This is a genomic window from Serratia sp. EC4 (assembly GCF_059652115.1).
On the sequence record NZ_JBNIDE010000016.1, the window covers coordinates 1 to 15,654 of the forward strand.

The window sequence follows — 15,654 nt, forward strand, 5'->3', positions numbered from 1 at the left end:
TGATAAAGTTTGACGCGACACGCGGTAAAAGGGCATCATTTGATGCCCTTTTTCTACGCTGTGAACTAGAACCTATCTCATCAGCGATTTTGCAGTCATAATCATTGGTGAGATGGGCTCTTAAACCGTATTGACTGAAATACGTCATGGCGTAAAACACCGGGATATCGCTAATGCGCTATCCGATCGGTTTGGTTTGCCTCGCAATGCGAGGCAAAGTTGTTTGTTATGAATCATCATTGTGACAGGTTGGTTTATGAGTGCGAATACCGAGGCTCAAGGGAGCGGACGCGGCCTGGAAGCGGCAAAGTGGCTGATCGTCGCCGTTCTGTTGGTTGTGGCTATTGTCGGTAACTATTACTACCGTGATTTAAGCCTGCCATTGCGCGCGCTGGCAGTTGTGCTGATCATCGCCGTTGCAGGTGCAGTGGCTCTGATGACCACCAAAGGCAAAGCCACCGTTGCGTTTGCCCGTGAAGCGCGTACCGAAGTACGTAAAGTGATTTGGCCAACTCGTCAGGAAACGCTGCACACCACGTTGATCGTTGCCGCGGTAACCGCCGTGATGTCACTGATTCTGTGGGGGCTGGATGGTATTCTGGTCCGTCTGGTGTCGTTTATTACTGGCCTGAGGTTCTAAAATGTCTGAAGCTCCAAAAAAACGTTGGTACGTCGTTCAGGCGTTTTCCGGTTTTGAAGGTCGCGTAGCACAATCGCTGCGTGAACACATCAAACTGCACGATATGGAAGAGCTGTTCGGCGAAGTGATGGTGCCTACGGAAGAAGTGGTTGAAATCCGTGGCGGCCAGCGTCGCAAGAGCGAGCGTAAGTTCTTCCCTGGCTATGTGCTGGTGCAGATGGTGATGAATGACGCCAGCTGGCACCTGGTGCGCAGCGTACCGCGCGTCATGGGGTTCATCGGCGGTACGTCTGACCGTCCAGCGCCGATCAGCGATAAAGAAGTTGATGCGATCATGAACCGTCTGCAGCAGGTCGGTGACAAGCCGCGTCCGAAAACGCTGTTCGAGCCGGGCGAGCTGGTGCGCGTCAACGACGGCCCGTTTGCCGATTTCAATGGCGTGGTCGAAGAAGTCGATTACGAGAAGAGCCGCCTGAAAGTTTCCGTTTCCATCTTCGGTCGTGCAACGCCGGTGGAACTGGACTTCAGCCAGGTTGAAAAAGGCTGATCGAATAATCAGCAATAAGCGGCCTGTTGCCGCTTGTCAAAGGCGTGAAATTGAACTACAATTTCGCGCCTTTTGTTTTTAGATGCCTTGCCTGATTTTTGTCCGGCGAGGTTAAACACGGGGAGCCTCTCACGAGGCGATACTACCCAAACCGAGGAAATTTAAATGGCTAAGAAAGTACAAGCCTACGTCAAGCTGCAAGTTGCAGCTGGTATGGCTAACCCGAGCCCACCAGTGGGTCCAGCTCTGGGTCAGCAGGGCGTTAACATCATGGAATTCTGTAAGGCGTTCAATGCTAAGACTGACAGCATTGAAAAAGGTCTGCCGATTCCGGTTGTTATCACCGTTTATTCTGATCGCTCCTTCACTTTCGTTACCAAAACCCCGCCAGCAGCAGTTCTGCTGAAAAAAGCGGCTGGTATCAAGTCTGGTTCCGGTAAGCCGAACAAAGACAAAGTAGGTAAAGTGACCCGTGCTCAGGTACGTGAAATCGCAGAAACCAAAGCTGCGGACATGACTGGTTCTGACGTTGAAGCGATGACTCGCTCCATCGAAGGTACCGCTCGTTCCATGGGCCTGGTAGTGGAGGATTAAGAGATGGCTAAGCTGACCAAGCGCATGCGCGTGATCCGTGACAAAGTTGATGCTACTAAACAGTATGACATCACTGAAGCTGTTGCTCTGCTGAAAGAGCTGGCCACCGCTAAATTCGTAGAAAGCGTTGACGTTGCCGTTAACCTCGGCATCGACGCTCGTAAATCTGACCAAAACGTTCGTGGCGCTACCGTTCTGCCACACGGCACCGGTCGTTCCGTTCGCGTTGCCGTATTTGCCCAAGGCGCTAACGCTGAAGCTGCGAAAGCTGCAGGCGCAGAGCTGGTAGGTATGGACGATCTGGCTGAGCAGATCAAGAAAGGCGAAATGAACTTCGACGTTGTTATTGCTTCCCCGGATGCAATGCGCGTTGTTGGTCAACTGGGCCAGATCCTGGGTCCACGCGGCCTGATGCCAAACCCGAAAGTGGGTACCGTTACTCCGAACGTTGCTGAAGCAGTGAAAAACGCTAAAGCAGGTCAGGTTCGCTATCGTAACGACAAAAACGGCATCATCCATACCACTATCGGTAAGGTTGATTTCGACGCAGACAAACTGAAAGAAAACCTGGAAGCCCTGCTGGTTGCGCTGAAAAAAGCAAAACCTTCTCAGGCGAAAGGCATGTACATCAAGAAAGTTAGCCTCTCCACCACCATGGGTGCTGGCGTTGCTATCGATCAGAGCGGTCTGTCTGCCGCAGCGAACTAATCGCACTTGCGATTATCGCTTTGACTTGGGGCCGAGATTTGTCTAGAATCTTATGCCCCAAGGTTTTGCTATTGGCTATGCCGTAGGCAAAACAAAGATTTTTCGGTTGGAGCCTGGCCTATCCAGGCCTCCGTCCAAGACCGCAGGTGTATCGCAAGATACTTAATCCTTCCTGCGTAGACGGTGACAGAGCCTAAGAAAATTTTTCTTTTTTATAAAAGAATGTCTTTGCTGGATTCTGCTCACCGTGTTAAGCCGCTCGGCGTGGCGTTTTACAAAGCGCCGAGTGAAGTGAGTTCCGGGGGATTTTCCCCGGCTAATCCAGGAGCAAAAAGCTAATGGCATTAAATCTTCAAGACAAACAAGCGATTGTTGCTGAAGTCAGCGAAGTAGCCAAAGGCGCGCTGTCTGCGGTTGTTGCGGATTCCCGCGGCGTTACCGTAGATAAAATGACTGAACTGCGTAAAGCAGGTCGTGAAGCTGGCGTTTACATGCGTGTTGTTCGCAACACCCTGATGCGTCGCGTAGTTGAAGGCACTCCATTCGAATGCCTGAAAGACACGTTTGTCGGTCCAACCTTGATTGCATTCTCTCACGAACACCCGGGCGCTGCTGCTCGTCTGTTCAAAGAGTTCGCGAAAGCGAATGCAAAATTCGAGGTTAAAGCTGCGGCCTTTGAAGGTGAGCTGATCCCAGCGGCGCAAATCGACCGCCTGGCGACGCTGCCAACTTACGAAGAAGCGATCGCACGCCTGATGGCAACCATGAAAGAAGCCGCTGCCGGCAAACTGGTTCGCACTCTGGCTGCAGTACGCGATCAGAAAGAAGCGGCGTAAGCCACTCTTTCTTAGCCTTTGCTAACGTATTTAAACTATTTCTGAATTTTAGGAACAATTGTTATGTCTATCACTAAAGACCAAATCCTGGAAGCAGTTGCCGCTATGTCCGTAATGGACGTTGTTGAACTGGTTTCCGCTATGGAAGAAAAATTCGGCGTTTCTGCTGCTGCTGCTGTAGCTGTTGCTGCTGGCCCAGCTGAAGCTGCTGAAGAGAAAACTGAATTCGACGTTATCCTGAAAGCTGCAGGCGCTAACAAAGTTGCTGTTATCAAAGCAGTACGTGGCGCTACCGGCCTGGGTCTGAAAGAAGCTAAAGACCTGGTTGAATCTGCTCCAGCCGCTCTGAAAGAAGGCGTGAGCAAAGATGACGCAGAAGCTCTGAAAAAATCTCTGGAAGAAGCTGGCGCAGAAGTTGAAGTTAAATAAGCCAACCTTTCCGGTTGCAGCCTAGTCTTTTAGGCTGATGGCTGGTGACTTTTTAGTCACCAGCCTTTTTGCGCTGTAGGGCGCCAGTAGCGTTTCACACTGTTTGGCTGCTGGTTTCGCCTCCCAATGTTTGTTTCTATTGACGACTTAATATACCGCGGTCTTTGCACTACCAGGAGTTCTGGGGGAAGGCGCGATGAAATGGTTTAAGCGTGATAGCAAGAGACATTGCGGAAAGTGTTCCCGCTTTCCGGTCGACAAAACGGTGTTGCATGAACTGTCCCTAATCGGACGGACAGATTGGGTCACTGATCAGCGAGCTGAGGAACCCTATGGTTTACTCCTATACCGAGAAAAAACGTATTCGTAAGGATTTTGGTAAACGTCCACAAGTGCTGGACATACCATATCTCCTTTCTATCCAGCTTGACTCGTTCCAGAAGTTTATCGAGCAAGATCCAGAAGGGCAGTACGGCCTTGAAGCCGCATTCCGTTCTGTTTTCCCTATCCAGAGCTACAGTGGCAATTCGGAGCTGCAATACGTTAGCTACCGTCTTGGTGAGCCGGTCTTCGACGTCAAAGAGTGCCAGATCCGTGGTGTGACGTTCTCTGCACCGCTGCGCGTAAAACTGCGCCTGGTTATCTATGAGCGCGAAGCGCCTGAAGGTACGGTCAAAGACATCAAGGAACAAGAAGTCTACATGGGCGAAATTCCGCTCATGACCGAAAACGGCACCTTTGTGATCAACGGTACTGAGAGGGTTATCGTATCTCAGTTGCACCGTAGTCCTGGCGTATTCTTCGACAGCGATAAGGGTAAAACCCACTCCTCGGGTAAAGTGCTGTACAACGCACGCATCATCCCTTACCGCGGTTCATGGTTGGACTTCGAGTTCGATCCGAAAGACAACCTGTTCGTGCGTATTGACCGTCGCCGCAAATTGCCTGCGACCATCATTCTGCGCGCGCTGAACTACACCACTGAACAGATCCTCGACCTGTTCTTTGACAAGATCGTCTTCGAAATCCGCGACAACAAGCTGCAGATGGAGCTGGTGCCAGAGCGCCTGCGTGGTGAGACCGCTTCGTTCGATATCGAAGCCAACGGCAAGATCTACGTAGAGAAAGGCCGTCGCATCACCGCTCGTCATATCCGTCAGCTGGAAAAAGACGACATTCAGAGCATTGAAGTACCGGTAGAGTACATCGCGGGCAAAGTGGTCGCGAAAGACTATATCGATACCAATACCGGCGAACTGATCTGCGCAGCCAACATGGAGCTGTCGCTGGATCTGCTGGCCAAGCTGAGCCAGTCCGGCCACAAGCGCATCGAAACGCTGTTCACCAACGATCTGGACCACGGCGCGTACATCTCTGAAACGCTGCGTGTCGATCCGACCAACGATCGTCTGAGCTCGCTGGTAGAAATCTACCGCATGATGCGTCCTGGTGAGCCGCCAACGCGCGAAGCTGCCGAAAGCCTGTTCGAGAACCTGTTCTTCTCCGAAGACCGCTACGATCTGTCCGCGGTTGGCCGTATGAAGTTCAACCGTTCTCTGCTGCGCGACGAGATCGAAGGTTCGGGCATTCTGAGCAAAGACGACATCATCGAAGTGATGAAGAAGCTCATCGATATCCGTAACGGCAAGGGCGAAGTGGACGATATCGACCACTTGGGCAACCGCCGTATCCGCTCCGTTGGCGAAATGGCCGAGAACCAGTTCCGCGTAGGTCTGGTGCGTGTTGAGCGTGCGGTGAAAGAGCGTTTGTCTCTGGGCGATCTGGATACCCTGATGCCTCAGGACATGATCAACGCCAAGCCGATTTCGGCGGCGGTGAAAGAGTTCTTCGGCTCCAGCCAGCTGTCCCAGTTCATGGACCAGAACAACCCGCTGTCCGAGATCACGCACAAGCGTCGTATCTCCGCACTGGGCCCGGGCGGTCTGACCCGTGAGCGCGCCGGCTTTGAAGTTCGAGACGTACACCCGACCCACTACGGCCGCGTGTGCCCAATCGAAACGCCGGAAGGTCCAAACATCGGTCTGATCAACTCCCTGTCCGTGTACGCACAGACTAACGAGTATGGCTTCCTGGAAACCCCGTACCGCCGCGTACGTGACGGCGTGGTGACCGATGAAATCAACTACCTGTCTGCTATTGAAGAAGGCAACTTCGTTATCGCCCAGGCGAACTCCAACCTGGATGAAGAAGGCCGCTTCGTAGAAGACCTGGTCACCTGTCGTAGCAAAGGCGAATCAAGCCTGTTCAGCCGCGACCAGGTTGACTACATGGACGTATCCACCCAGCAGGTCGTTTCCGTTGGTGCTTCACTGATTCCATTCCTGGAACACGATGACGCCAACCGTGCATTGATGGGTGCGAACATGCAACGTCAGGCCGTACCAACCCTGCGCGCTGACAAGCCGCTGGTCGGTACCGGTATGGAACGCGCTGTAGCGGTTGACTCCGGCGTAACCGCCGTTGCCAAACGCGGCGGTGTGATCCAGTACGTGGATGCTTCCCGTATCGTTATCAAAGTTAACGAAGACGAGATGTACCCGGGCGAAGCAGGTATCGATATTTACAACCTGACCAAGTACACCCGTTCTAACCAGAACACCTGCATCAACCAGATGCCGTGTGTGAATCTGGGTGAGCCAATCGAGCGCGGCGACGTGCTGGCGGATGGCCCATCGACAGATCTGGGCGAACTGGCGCTGGGCCAGAACATGCGCGTAGCGTTCATGCCTTGGAACGGCTACAACTTCGAAGACTCCATCTTGGTCTCCGAGCGCGTGGTGCAGGAAGATCGCTTCACCACCATCCACATTCAGGAACTGGCGTGCGTGTCTCGCGACACCAAGCTGGGGCCTGAAGAGATCACCGCCGACATCCCTAACGTGGGTGAAGCGGCGCTCTCCAAGCTGGATGAATCCGGTATCGTGTATATCGGTGCTGAAGTGACCGGCGGTGACATTCTGGTCGGTAAGGTAACGCCTAAAGGCGAAACCCAGCTGACGCCGGAAGAGAAACTGCTGCGTGCGATCTTCGGTGAGAAAGCGTCTGACGTTAAAGACTCTTCTCTGCGTGTACCGAACGGCGTTTCCGGTACGGTTATCGACGTGCAGGTCTTCACCCGCGATGGCGTGGAAAAAGACAAGCGCGCGTTGGAAATCGAAGAGATGCAGCTGAAGCAGGCGAAGAAAGACCTGACTGAAGAACTGCAGATCCTGGAAGCCGGCCTGTTTGCGCGTATCCACGCGGTGTTGGTTGCCGGTGGCATCGAAGCCGACAAGCTGAGCAAGCTGCCGCGCGATCGCTGGCTGGAACTGGGCCTGACCGACGAAGAGAAGCAAAACCAGCTGGAGCAGCTGGCTGAGCAGTACGACGAACTGAAATCCGACTTCGAGAAGAAGCTGGAAGCCAAGCGTCGTAAGATCACTCAGGGCGACGATCTGGCGCCGGGCGTACTGAAAATCGTCAAGGTTTATCTGGCCGTTAAACGTCAGATCCAACCGGGTGACAAGATGGCGGGCCGCCACGGTAACAAGGGTGTTATCTCCAAGATCAACCCGATCGAAGATATGCCTTACGATGAAAACGGCACGCCGGTAGACATCGTACTGAACCCGCTGGGCGTACCATCACGTATGAACATCGGTCAGATCCTGGAAACCCACCTGGGTATGGCTGCGAAAGGCATCGGTGAGAAGATCAACCAGATGCTGAAGCAGCAGCAGGAAGTGGCCAAGCTGCGTGAGTTCATCCAGAAGGCCTACGATCTGGGCGACGACGTTTGCCAGAAAGTTGACCTGAACACCTTCAGCGACGACGAAGTGCTGCGTCTGGCAGAGAACCTGAAAAAAGGTATGCCGATCGCAACGCCGGTGTTTGACGGTGCGAAAGAGACTGAAATCAAGAAGCTGCTGGAAATGGGCGGTATCCCGACCTCCGGTCAGATCACGCTGTTCGATGGCCGTACCGGTGAGCAATTCGAGCGCCAGGTTACTGTCGGCTATATGTACATGCTGAAACTGAACCACTTGGTTGACGATAAAATGCACGCCCGTTCAACCGGTTCTTACAGCTTGGTTACTCAGCAGCCTCTGGGTGGTAAAGCGCAGTTCGGTGGTCAACGCTTCGGTGAGATGGAAGTGTGGGCACTGGAAGCATACGGCGCGGCTTATACCCTGCAGGAAATGCTCACCGTTAAGTCGGATGACGTTAACGGCCGTACCAAGATGTACAAAAACATCGTGGATGGCGATCACCGGATGGAGCCAGGCATGCCGGAGTCCTTCAACGTACTGTTGAAAGAAATCCGCTCGCTCGGCATCAACATCGAACTGGAAGACGAGTAATCGTCATTCCGGCTCAGGCTCCCCGCCTAAGGGAGCCTGAGGGTGGTTGTTCAGGTCACACGGGTACCTACTGCGGTTGTGGGTGCCCAACAGGTTTAACTCCGACAGGAGCCAATCCGTGAAAGACTTATTGAAGTTTCTGAAAGCGCAAACTAAGACCGAAGAGTTTGATGCGATCAAGATTGCTCTGGCCTCGCCAGACATGATCCGTTCGTGGTCGTTCGGTGAAGTTAAGAAGCCGGAAACCATTAACTACCGTACGTTCAAACCAGAGCGTGACGGCCTTTTCTGCGCCCGTATCTTCGGGCCGGTAAAAGATTACGAGTGCCTGTGCGGTAAGTACAAGCGCTTGAAACACCGCGGCGTGATCTGTGAGAAGTGCGGCGTTGAAGTGACCCAGACCAAAGTGCGTCGTGAGCGCATGGGCCACATCGAACTGGCTTCCCCGACTGCGCACATCTGGTTCCTGAAATCGCTGCCATCCCGCATCGGTTTGCTGCTGGATATGCCGCTGCGTGACATCGAACGCGTACTGTACTTCGAATCCTATGTGGTGGTCGAAGGCGGTATGACCAACCTCGAGCGTCGTCAGATCCTGACCGAAGAGCAGTATCTGGACGCGCTGGAAGAGTTCGGTGACGAATTCGACGCCAAGATGGGTGCGGAAGCTATTCAGGCCCTGTTGAAAAACATGGATCTGGAAGCCGAGTGCGAGCAGCTGCGTGAAGAGCTGAACGAAACCAACTCCGAAACCAAGCGCAAGAAGCTGACCAAGCGTATCAAGCTGCTGGAAGCGTTCGTACAGTCCGGCAACAAGCCGGAGTGGATGATCCTGACCGTGCTGCCGGTACTGCCGCCGGATCTGCGTCCACTGGTTCCGCTGGATGGCGGCCGTTTCGCGACGTCGGATCTGAACGATCTGTATCGCCGCGTGATCAACCGTAACAACCGTCTGAAACGCCTGCTGGATCTGGCTGCGCCGGACATCATCGTGCGCAACGAAAAGCGTATGCTGCAAGAAGCGGTAGACGCCCTGCTGGATAACGGCCGTCGCGGTCGTGCGATCACCGGTTCCAACAAACGTCCTCTGAAATCTTTGGCCGACATGATCAAAGGTAAGCAGGGTCGTTTCCGTCAGAACCTGCTCGGTAAACGCGTTGACTACTCCGGCCGTTCCGTAATCACCGTAGGTCCATACCTGCGTCTGCATCAGTGCGGTCTGCCTAAAAAGATGGCGCTGGAGCTGTTCAAACCGTTCATCTACGGCAAGTTGGAGCTGCGTGGCCTGGCCACCACCATCAAAGCCGCCAAGAAAATGGTTGAGCGTGAAGAAGCCGTCGTTTGGGATATCCTGGACGAAGTGATCCGCGAACACCCGGTACTGCTGAACCGTGCACCAACCCTGCACCGTTTGGGTATCCAGGCGTTTGAACCGGTTCTGATCGAAGGTAAAGCGATCCAGCTGCACCCGCTGGTTTGTGCGGCATACAACGCCGACTTCGATGGTGACCAGATGGCCGTTCACGTGCCGCTGACGCTGGAAGCCCAGCTGGAAGCGCGTGCGCTGATGATGTCCACCAACAACATCCTGTCCCCAGCGAACGGCGAGCCAATCATCGTTCCTTCTCAGGACGTTGTACTGGGTCTGTACTACATGACCCGCGACTGTGTTAACGCCAAGGGCGAAGGCATGGTGCTGAACGGTTCCAAAGAAGCTGAGCGCGTTTACCGCGCCGGCCTGGCGTCTCTGCATGCGCGCGTTAAAGTGCGTATCACCGAAGACGTCAAAAACGCCGAAGGCGAGTGGACCTCTCAGACCAGCATCATCGACACCACCATCGGCCGCGCCATCCTGTGGATGATCGTACCGAAAGGTCTGCCGTACGCGATCGTTAACCAGCCTTTGGGCAAGAAAGCGATCTCCAAGATGCTGAACACCTGTTACCGCATCCTGGGCCTGAAGCCGACCGTTATCTTTGCTGACCAGATCATGTACACCGGTTTTGCTTACGCAGCCCGTTCCGGCGCTTCCGTAGGCATCGACGACATGGTTATCCCGGCCAAGAAAGCGGAGATCATCGAAGAAGCGGAAACCGAAGTTGCCGAGATCCAGGAGCAGTTCCAGTCTGGTCTGGTTACCGCCGGCGAACGCTACAACAAAGTGATCGATATCTGGGCTGCAGCGAACGAACGCGTTGCTAAAGCGATGATGGAAAACCTGTCGGTAGAAGACGTGGTTAACCGTGACGGCGAAGTGGAACAGCAAGTTTCCTTCAACAGCATCTTCATGATGGCCGACTCCGGTGCGCGTGGTTCCGCCGCTCAGATTCGTCAGCTGGCCGGTATGCGTGGTCTGATGGCGAAGCCGGACGGCTCCATCATCGAAACGCCAATCACCGCGAACTTCCGTGAAGGTCTGAACGTACTCCAGTACTTCATCTCCACCCACGGTGCTCGTAAAGGTCTGGCGGATACCGCACTGAAAACCGCGAACTCCGGTTATCTGACCCGTCGTCTGGTTGACGTGGCGCAGGATCTGGTGGTGACCGAAGACGACTGTGGCACCCACGACGGCATCCTGATGACTCCGGTTATCGAAGGTGGCGACGTGAAAGAGCCGCTGCGTGAACGCGTTCTGGGCCGTGTGACGGCAGAAGACGTCCTCAAGCCGGGTACGGCGGACATTCTGGTGCCACGCAACACCCTGCTGAACGAGAAGGCGTGTGACCTGTTGGAAGAGAACTCTGTCGACAGCGTTAAAGTCCGTTCCGTGGTGAGCTGTGAAACCGACTTTGGTGTGTGTGCAAACTGCTATGGTCGCGACCTGGCACGTGGCCACATCATCAACAAAGGCGAAGCCATCGGCGTTATCGCGGCACAGTCCATCGGTGAGCCGGGTACACAGCTGACGATGCGTACGTTCCACATCGGTGGTGCGGCATCTCGTGCGGCTGCTGAATCCAGCATTCAGGTGAAAAACAAGGGTAGCATCAAGCTGAGCAACGCGAAGTTCGTTATGAACGCCGCAGGCAAGCTGGTGATCACCTCGCGTAACACCGAACTGAAACTGATCGACGAATTCGGCCGTACCAAAGAAAGCTACAAGGTGCCTTACGGCGCCGTGATGGGCAAAGGCGACGGTGAAGAAGTTAATGGCGGCGAAACCGTCGCTAACTGGGATCCGCACACCATGCCGGTCATCAGTGAAGTCAGCGGCTTCATTCGCTTCGCGGACATGGTTGACGGCCAGACGATTACTCGTCAGACCGACGAACTGACCGGTTTGTCTTCTCTGGTTGTTCTGGACAGCGCAGAGCGTACCGGTAGCGGTAAAGACCTGCGTCCGGCACTGAAAATCGTTGACGCTCAGGGCGAAGACGTATTGATCCCAGGTACTGATATGCCTGCTCAATACTTCCTGCCGGGTAAAGCGATCGTTCAGCTGGAAGATGGCATTCAGATCGGTGCGGGTGATACCCTGGCGCGTATTCCTCAGGAATCCGGCGGTACCAAGGATATTACCGGTGGTCTGCCGCGCGTTGCCGACCTGTTCGAAGCGCGTCGTCCGAAAGAGCCGGCAATCCTGGCTGAAATCAGCGGGATTATCTCGTTCGGTAAAGAGACCAAAGGCAAACGTCGCCTGGTGATCTCTCCGCTGGACGGCAGCGACGCTTACGAAGAGATGATTCCGAAATGGCGTCAGCTCAACGTGTTCGAAGGCGAAGTGGTGGAACGTGGTGACGTCGTTTCCGACGGCCCAGAGTCTCCGCACGACATTCTGCGTCTGCGTGGCGTGCATGCGGTTACCCGCTACATCACCAACGAAGTGCAGGAAGTTTACCGTCTGCAAGGCGTTAAGATTAACGATAAGCACATCGAAGTTATCGTTCGTCAGATGCTGCGTAAAGGCACCATCGTTAGCGCTGGTGGCTCCGAGTTCCTGGAAGGCGAGCAGGCTGAAGTGTCTCGCGTCAAGATTGCCAACCGTCAGCTGGAAGCTGAAGGTAAAATCGCGGCAACCTTCTCGCGCGATCTGCTGGGTATCACCAAGGCTTCCTTGGCGACCGAGTCCTTCATCTCCGCCGCATCGTTCCAGGAAACGACGCGCGTTCTGACCGAAGCTGCCGTAGCCGGCAAGCGTGATGAACTGCGTGGCCTGAAAGAGAACGTCATCGTGGGCCGTCTGATCCCAGCCGGTACCGGTTACGCTTATCATCAGGATCGCATGCGTCGCCGTGCTCAGGGTGAAGCGCCGGTTGTTCCGCAAGTCAGCGCGGAAGAAGCGACGGCTAACCTGGCCGAGCTGCTCAATGCAGGCCTGGGCGGCAGCGACGACGAGTAATCGTCATCCGCGCCGCGGGCCCGGCATGCCGGGCCCATCGCCAGATAAACCGCTCCCTCGGGGGCGGTTTTTTTTCGCCTCATGCCGGGGCCGAGCAAACTTTGCTACTATGGTTACAGCAGAAATTGACCGCGTTTTTTACCAGACAACCAAGGACAGTGCGAACATGGACAGCCTCATTACCTACGAAAAATTGACGGCGCAACACCTGCCTTACCTGTATGAGATCCGCTTTTCCGTTGAAGAAAACCTGCTGCACCCGCATCAGATCCAGTATCTGCAGCGCAGGCAGGCGCTGGAGGACATCAACCAGGGCGGCGGCTGGATCTGCAAGCATGGCGACGACTATGCCGGCGTTGGTTTCGGGTTATTCATCCCTGAACCGCTGATCGGCGGCCTGTTCGTGAAGCCGGAATACCAGTCGAAGGGGATCGGCTCCGCCTTGTTGGCGCGGGTCACCGCCTGGATGTTTGAGCGCGGCGCCGAAGCGATCCACTTAACCACCGATCCCGGCTCCAAAGCCGAAGGCTTTTATCAACATCACGGCTGGGCCGTGGTCGGGCAGGATGAGTTCGGCCAGGCCGAACTGGTAAAACGTAAAGAGGCTGAATAATGACAATCAAAGGATTGATGACGTTACTGCTGCTTTCGCTGTTCAGCACGCCGCTGTATGCGGCCGTTGACTATTTTTACCTGAAACCGCTCGATGGCGAGAAGATCAAGATAACCCGGCAGATGCTGGAGGCGATGCCGCAGCACACGATTAAAACCTCGACCAATTTCACCCCGGAAGATATGTTCACCGGCGTTGAGTTTGCGGAGTTAGTGAAAGCCTATCACCTGAAAGGCCAGTCGGTGCGCGCTTTCGCCTGGGATGATTACTCTTATTCGATGCCGATTGACGAGATGATTAAATACCGTGTGATCGTCGCCTACCAGCGCGGCGGCAAGCCGATCGACGTTGGTGAGCTGGGGCCGTTCGCCATTATTTATCCGCGCGATGGCTATGCTGAGCTGAATAACCTGGATGTGAATGCGAAAACCGTCTGGCAAGTTAAAAGGTTGGAGCTGAAATAAGATGAGCAAAAAACTGATCGGTACTCTTATCGCGTTGGTTGCCATCTTCTCCTTATTGATTTTGTTGATTGCCATTAACTTCGGCGGCGTAAAAGAGCGCTATAAGCAGATCGAGCCCAACCTGGACAACTACTCGGTGGCCGAGATCCTGTTTCTGGCGTTTGAAAGGACCAAAACCGCGCTGTTGCTCAGTGAAAACAACGATTACGACGCCTTCCAGATCAAAAAGAAAATCTTCTACTCGAAGATTCAGATCCTGGAGAGCCGTTCGACCTTCAGCGACTCTTTTTATTACGACGACGAGTTCATCAAAAATGTTGCGCTGCTGAAGCGGCAGTATCGCACGTTGGACGATCTTTCTGCCGGCTTGCTGGTGGGGCAGAAAAACAAGGCGGACATTCTCTCTTATATGGATGATATCGAGGGCACGCTGGTCGATATCCAGGAAATTATTTATCGGATACAGATTAAAAACTTTACCGAAGTGAAAGGCATCATCCAGGACAACTCGAGTAAAGCCGAGATGTTCGCCCTCTTTTCGCTGATTTTGGTGTTCCTGATGATGTTCCTGGTGCTGAGAAATGCCTTCTCGTTGAAAGAGATCATCAAGAACAAGAACATCTTTATCTCTTCCATCTACCACGAGATCGCCGGCTCGACCCAGGCCATCGTCATTGCCGCGGATATCATGGAACACGAGCTAGCGCAGGAAGAGTTGAAAAAAGAAGCCCGCCTGATCTCCTATCACGGCAACAAGATCGCCGAACAAACGCGCGAGGTGATGGATTATTCTCGGCTTGAGATGGGAGAAGTTAAAATCAATATTTCCACCTTCCGGCTGAATGAGGTGGTGGAGGATGCCGTAACCGGCATCGGCGCCGGGCGAGGCAATCGGCTCGTGATCCACCGTTCGTCTTATGCCGGCCTGATTGGTTCTGATAAATACAAGCTCTACCGAATATTGGCCAACCTGCTCAGCAACGCGGACAAATTTACCCACCACGGCGCGATCCTCCTCAATGTGAAGGTGTGTCACGGCAATCTGTATTTGCGGGTAAAAGACACCGGCATCGGGTTTAACGTCGATAATCTGGATCGGTTATATAAGGCGTTCAATCAGGGGCTGGAAAGGGAAACGCGGCAGGGGTTGGGGCTGGGGCTGACCATTATCAAAAATTACGTCACGACGATGAAAGGCGCCATCAAGGTCAAATCCGTCGAAGGGGTTGGCTCATCGTTTTTGATCCGCATCCCGATCAAACTAATTAAAGAATAGGTTCGACAGCAACAGCGAGGAGATAATCAGCGGCTTGGTCGGTTTTTCCACCAAGTGCACGTCATAGTGCAGGATCATATCGCCGATGTTTTTCTCGTAGTGATTCAGCTGGCCGGTCAGAATGATGATGCGGGCGTGCGGATCGAGGGCGTCTTTAATTTTCTTCACGACGCGTTCGGAAGTCTCGCCGAAGTCCAACAGCCAGTCCAAAATAAACGCCTCAAAGGACTGCTGCTCCAGCGCGGCCAGCATGGCGTCCGCCGTCTGAAAGGTCTCCGTTTCGATGCCGTAGCGGCTGGCGATCTTCTTCAACAGTTCGAGAATATCACTGTCATTGTCCAGGATCGCGATACGCGGGGCCGGCAGAAAGTCTATCTTGTTGACTTTGTACAGCGGGGCATTGGCGGCATGTTCCCGGTTGGTGTTGATGATGAAAAGATCGTCCTTTTTGTAGGCGTAAGTTTCGCCGTTGTCCGCTTGCGTGACCGGGCGCTCGTCGACCTCAATGTTGCAGCGCTTGTGAATGCTGTTCATGATAAACACGCCGTTATGTGTCCGTTGGCCGGCAAACGGCTCGTTGAAATACTGGAAAACCTTTTTGACTTCATCGAGGGTGATGCCCCTTTTGCCATCCAGCTTCTGTTTGGCGCTGTTGTACTGAAGGTTCAGTATGTTGGCCATCGTGGAGGCATGTTTTCTGTCGCCAACTCCTTTCAGAGTGAGCAACGCGCTGATTGCATCGATGTAATTTGGCGTTTTCTTCATGACAACCTTGGCTTTTTTGATGTTAACCGCGAGCGTTGAAAAACCTGTTTGAGGACCCGTGCTGGATTATAGATGAAGC

12 protein-coding genes are annotated in these 15,654 nt (G+C 54.0%); 11 read left to right on the forward strand and 1 reads right to left on the reverse strand.

The window, feature by feature from the left end:
* Nucleotides 1-256: 256 nt before the first annotated feature.
* The 11 genes from secE to ACP39K_RS23820 all read left to right on the forward strand — a co-directional run bounded on the left by secE (nucleotide 257) and on the right by ACP39K_RS23820 (nucleotide 14,810).
* A complete protein-coding gene (gene secE / locus ACP39K_RS23770; RefSeq protein WP_004929916.1) occupies nucleotides 257-640 on the forward strand; it encodes a preprotein translocase subunit SecE in 384 nt (127 codons plus the stop codon).
* 1 nt (nucleotide 641) lies between these two features.
* On the forward strand, nucleotides 642-1,187 hold the full coding sequence (gene nusG, locus ACP39K_RS23775; protein ID WP_004929914.1) for a transcription termination/antitermination protein NusG: 546 nt from the start codon (nucleotides 642-644) through the stop codon (nucleotides 1,185-1,187).
* A 165-nt stretch (nucleotides 1,188-1,352) separates the two neighbouring features.
* Nucleotides 1,353-1,781 (forward strand): 50S ribosomal protein L11, encoded by a 429-nt coding sequence (gene rplK, locus ACP39K_RS23780; protein ID WP_004929911.1) that lies wholly within the window; start codon nucleotides 1,353-1,355, stop codon nucleotides 1,779-1,781.
* A gap of 3 nt (nucleotides 1,782-1,784) precedes the next feature.
* Nucleotides 1,785-2,489 carry a 50S ribosomal protein L1 gene (gene rplA / locus ACP39K_RS23785; protein ID WP_048795940.1) on the forward strand — a complete coding sequence of 235 codons (705 nt, stop codon included), beginning with the start codon at nucleotides 1,785-1,787 and terminating at the stop codon, nucleotides 2,487-2,489.
* 338 nt (nucleotides 2,490-2,827) lie between these two features.
* Nucleotides 2,828-3,325: a 50S ribosomal protein L10 gene (gene rplJ / locus ACP39K_RS23790; RefSeq protein ID WP_004929905.1), complete on the forward strand. Its 498-nt coding sequence runs from the start codon at nucleotides 2,828-2,830 to the stop codon at nucleotides 3,323-3,325.
* Nucleotides 3,326-3,388: 63 nt separating this feature from the next.
* Entirely contained in the window at nucleotides 3,389-3,754 is a 366-nt protein-coding gene (gene rplL / locus ACP39K_RS23795; RefSeq protein ID WP_004929903.1) for a 50S ribosomal protein L7/L12, read from the forward strand.
* A gap of 332 nt (nucleotides 3,755-4,086) precedes the next feature.
* Nucleotides 4,087-8,115, forward strand: a complete 4,029-nt coding sequence (gene rpoB, locus ACP39K_RS23800; RefSeq protein WP_004929900.1) for a DNA-directed RNA polymerase subunit beta — start codon at nucleotides 4,087-4,089, stop codon at nucleotides 8,113-8,115.
* A 118-nt stretch (nucleotides 8,116-8,233) separates the two neighbouring features.
* Nucleotides 8,234-12,457 (forward strand): DNA-directed RNA polymerase subunit beta', encoded by a 4,224-nt coding sequence (gene rpoC / locus ACP39K_RS23805; RefSeq protein WP_004929899.1) that lies wholly within the window; start codon nucleotides 8,234-8,236, stop codon nucleotides 12,455-12,457.
* Between the two features lie 166 nt (nucleotides 12,458-12,623).
* Complete coding sequence (locus ACP39K_RS23810) at nucleotides 12,624-13,070, forward strand: GNAT family N-acetyltransferase (RefSeq protein WP_497008949.1); 447 nt, start codon at nucleotides 12,624-12,626, stop codon at nucleotides 13,068-13,070.
* Nucleotides 13,070-13,534, forward strand: coding sequence for a putative pterin-binding protein (locus ACP39K_RS23815; protein WP_033638966.1), 465 nt, complete (start codon nucleotides 13,070-13,072; stop codon nucleotides 13,532-13,534). The genes ACP39K_RS23810 and ACP39K_RS23815 overlap by 1 nt, the downstream gene beginning before the upstream one ends.
* A gap of 1 nt (nucleotide 13,535) precedes the next feature.
* Nucleotides 13,536-14,810 carry a sensor histidine kinase gene (locus ACP39K_RS23820; protein ID WP_048796952.1) on the forward strand — a complete coding sequence of 425 codons (1,275 nt, stop codon included), beginning with the start codon at nucleotides 13,536-13,538 and terminating at the stop codon, nucleotides 14,808-14,810.
* Here the strand turns inward: ACP39K_RS23820 and ACP39K_RS23825 are convergent.
* Nucleotides 14,796-15,575, reverse strand: a complete 780-nt coding sequence (locus ACP39K_RS23825; protein ID WP_491037703.1) for a helix-turn-helix domain-containing protein — start codon at nucleotides 15,573-15,575, stop codon at nucleotides 14,796-14,798. The genes ACP39K_RS23820 and ACP39K_RS23825 overlap by 15 nt on opposite strands.
* Nucleotides 15,576-15,654: the final 79 nt, after the last annotated feature.

Bases quoted from the DNA above. Each gene is read 5' to 3' on its own strand.
- secE (WP_004929916.1), top strand. From the start codon at position 257: ATGAGTGCGAATACCGAGGCTCAAGGGAGCGGACGCGGCCTGGAAGCG.
- nusG (WP_004929914.1), top strand. From the start codon at position 642: ATGTCTGAAGCTCCAAAAAAACGTTGGTACGTCGTTCAGGCGTTTTCC.
- rplK (WP_004929911.1), top strand. From the start codon at position 1,353: ATGGCTAAGAAAGTACAAGCCTACGTCAAGCTGCAAGTTGCAGCTGGT.
- rplA (WP_048795940.1), top strand. From the start codon at position 1,785: ATGGCTAAGCTGACCAAGCGCATGCGCGTGATCCGTGACAAAGTTGAT.
- rplJ (WP_004929905.1), top strand. From the start codon at position 2,828: ATGGCATTAAATCTTCAAGACAAACAAGCGATTGTTGCTGAAGTCAGC.
- rplL (WP_004929903.1), top strand. From the start codon at position 3,389: ATGTCTATCACTAAAGACCAAATCCTGGAAGCAGTTGCCGCTATGTCC.
- rpoB (WP_004929900.1), top strand. From the start codon at position 4,087: ATGGTTTACTCCTATACCGAGAAAAAACGTATTCGTAAGGATTTTGGT.
- ACP39K_RS23810 (WP_497008949.1), top strand. From the start codon at position 12,624: ATGGACAGCCTCATTACCTACGAAAAATTGACGGCGCAACACCTGCCT.
- ACP39K_RS23815 (WP_033638966.1), top strand. From the start codon at position 13,070: ATGACAATCAAAGGATTGATGACGTTACTGCTGCTTTCGCTGTTCAGC.
- ACP39K_RS23820 (WP_048796952.1), top strand. From the start codon at position 13,536: ATGAGCAAAAAACTGATCGGTACTCTTATCGCGTTGGTTGCCATCTTC.
- ACP39K_RS23825 (WP_491037703.1), bottom strand. From the start codon at position 15,575: ATGAAGAAAACGCCAAATTACATCGATGCAATCAGCGCGTTGCTCACT.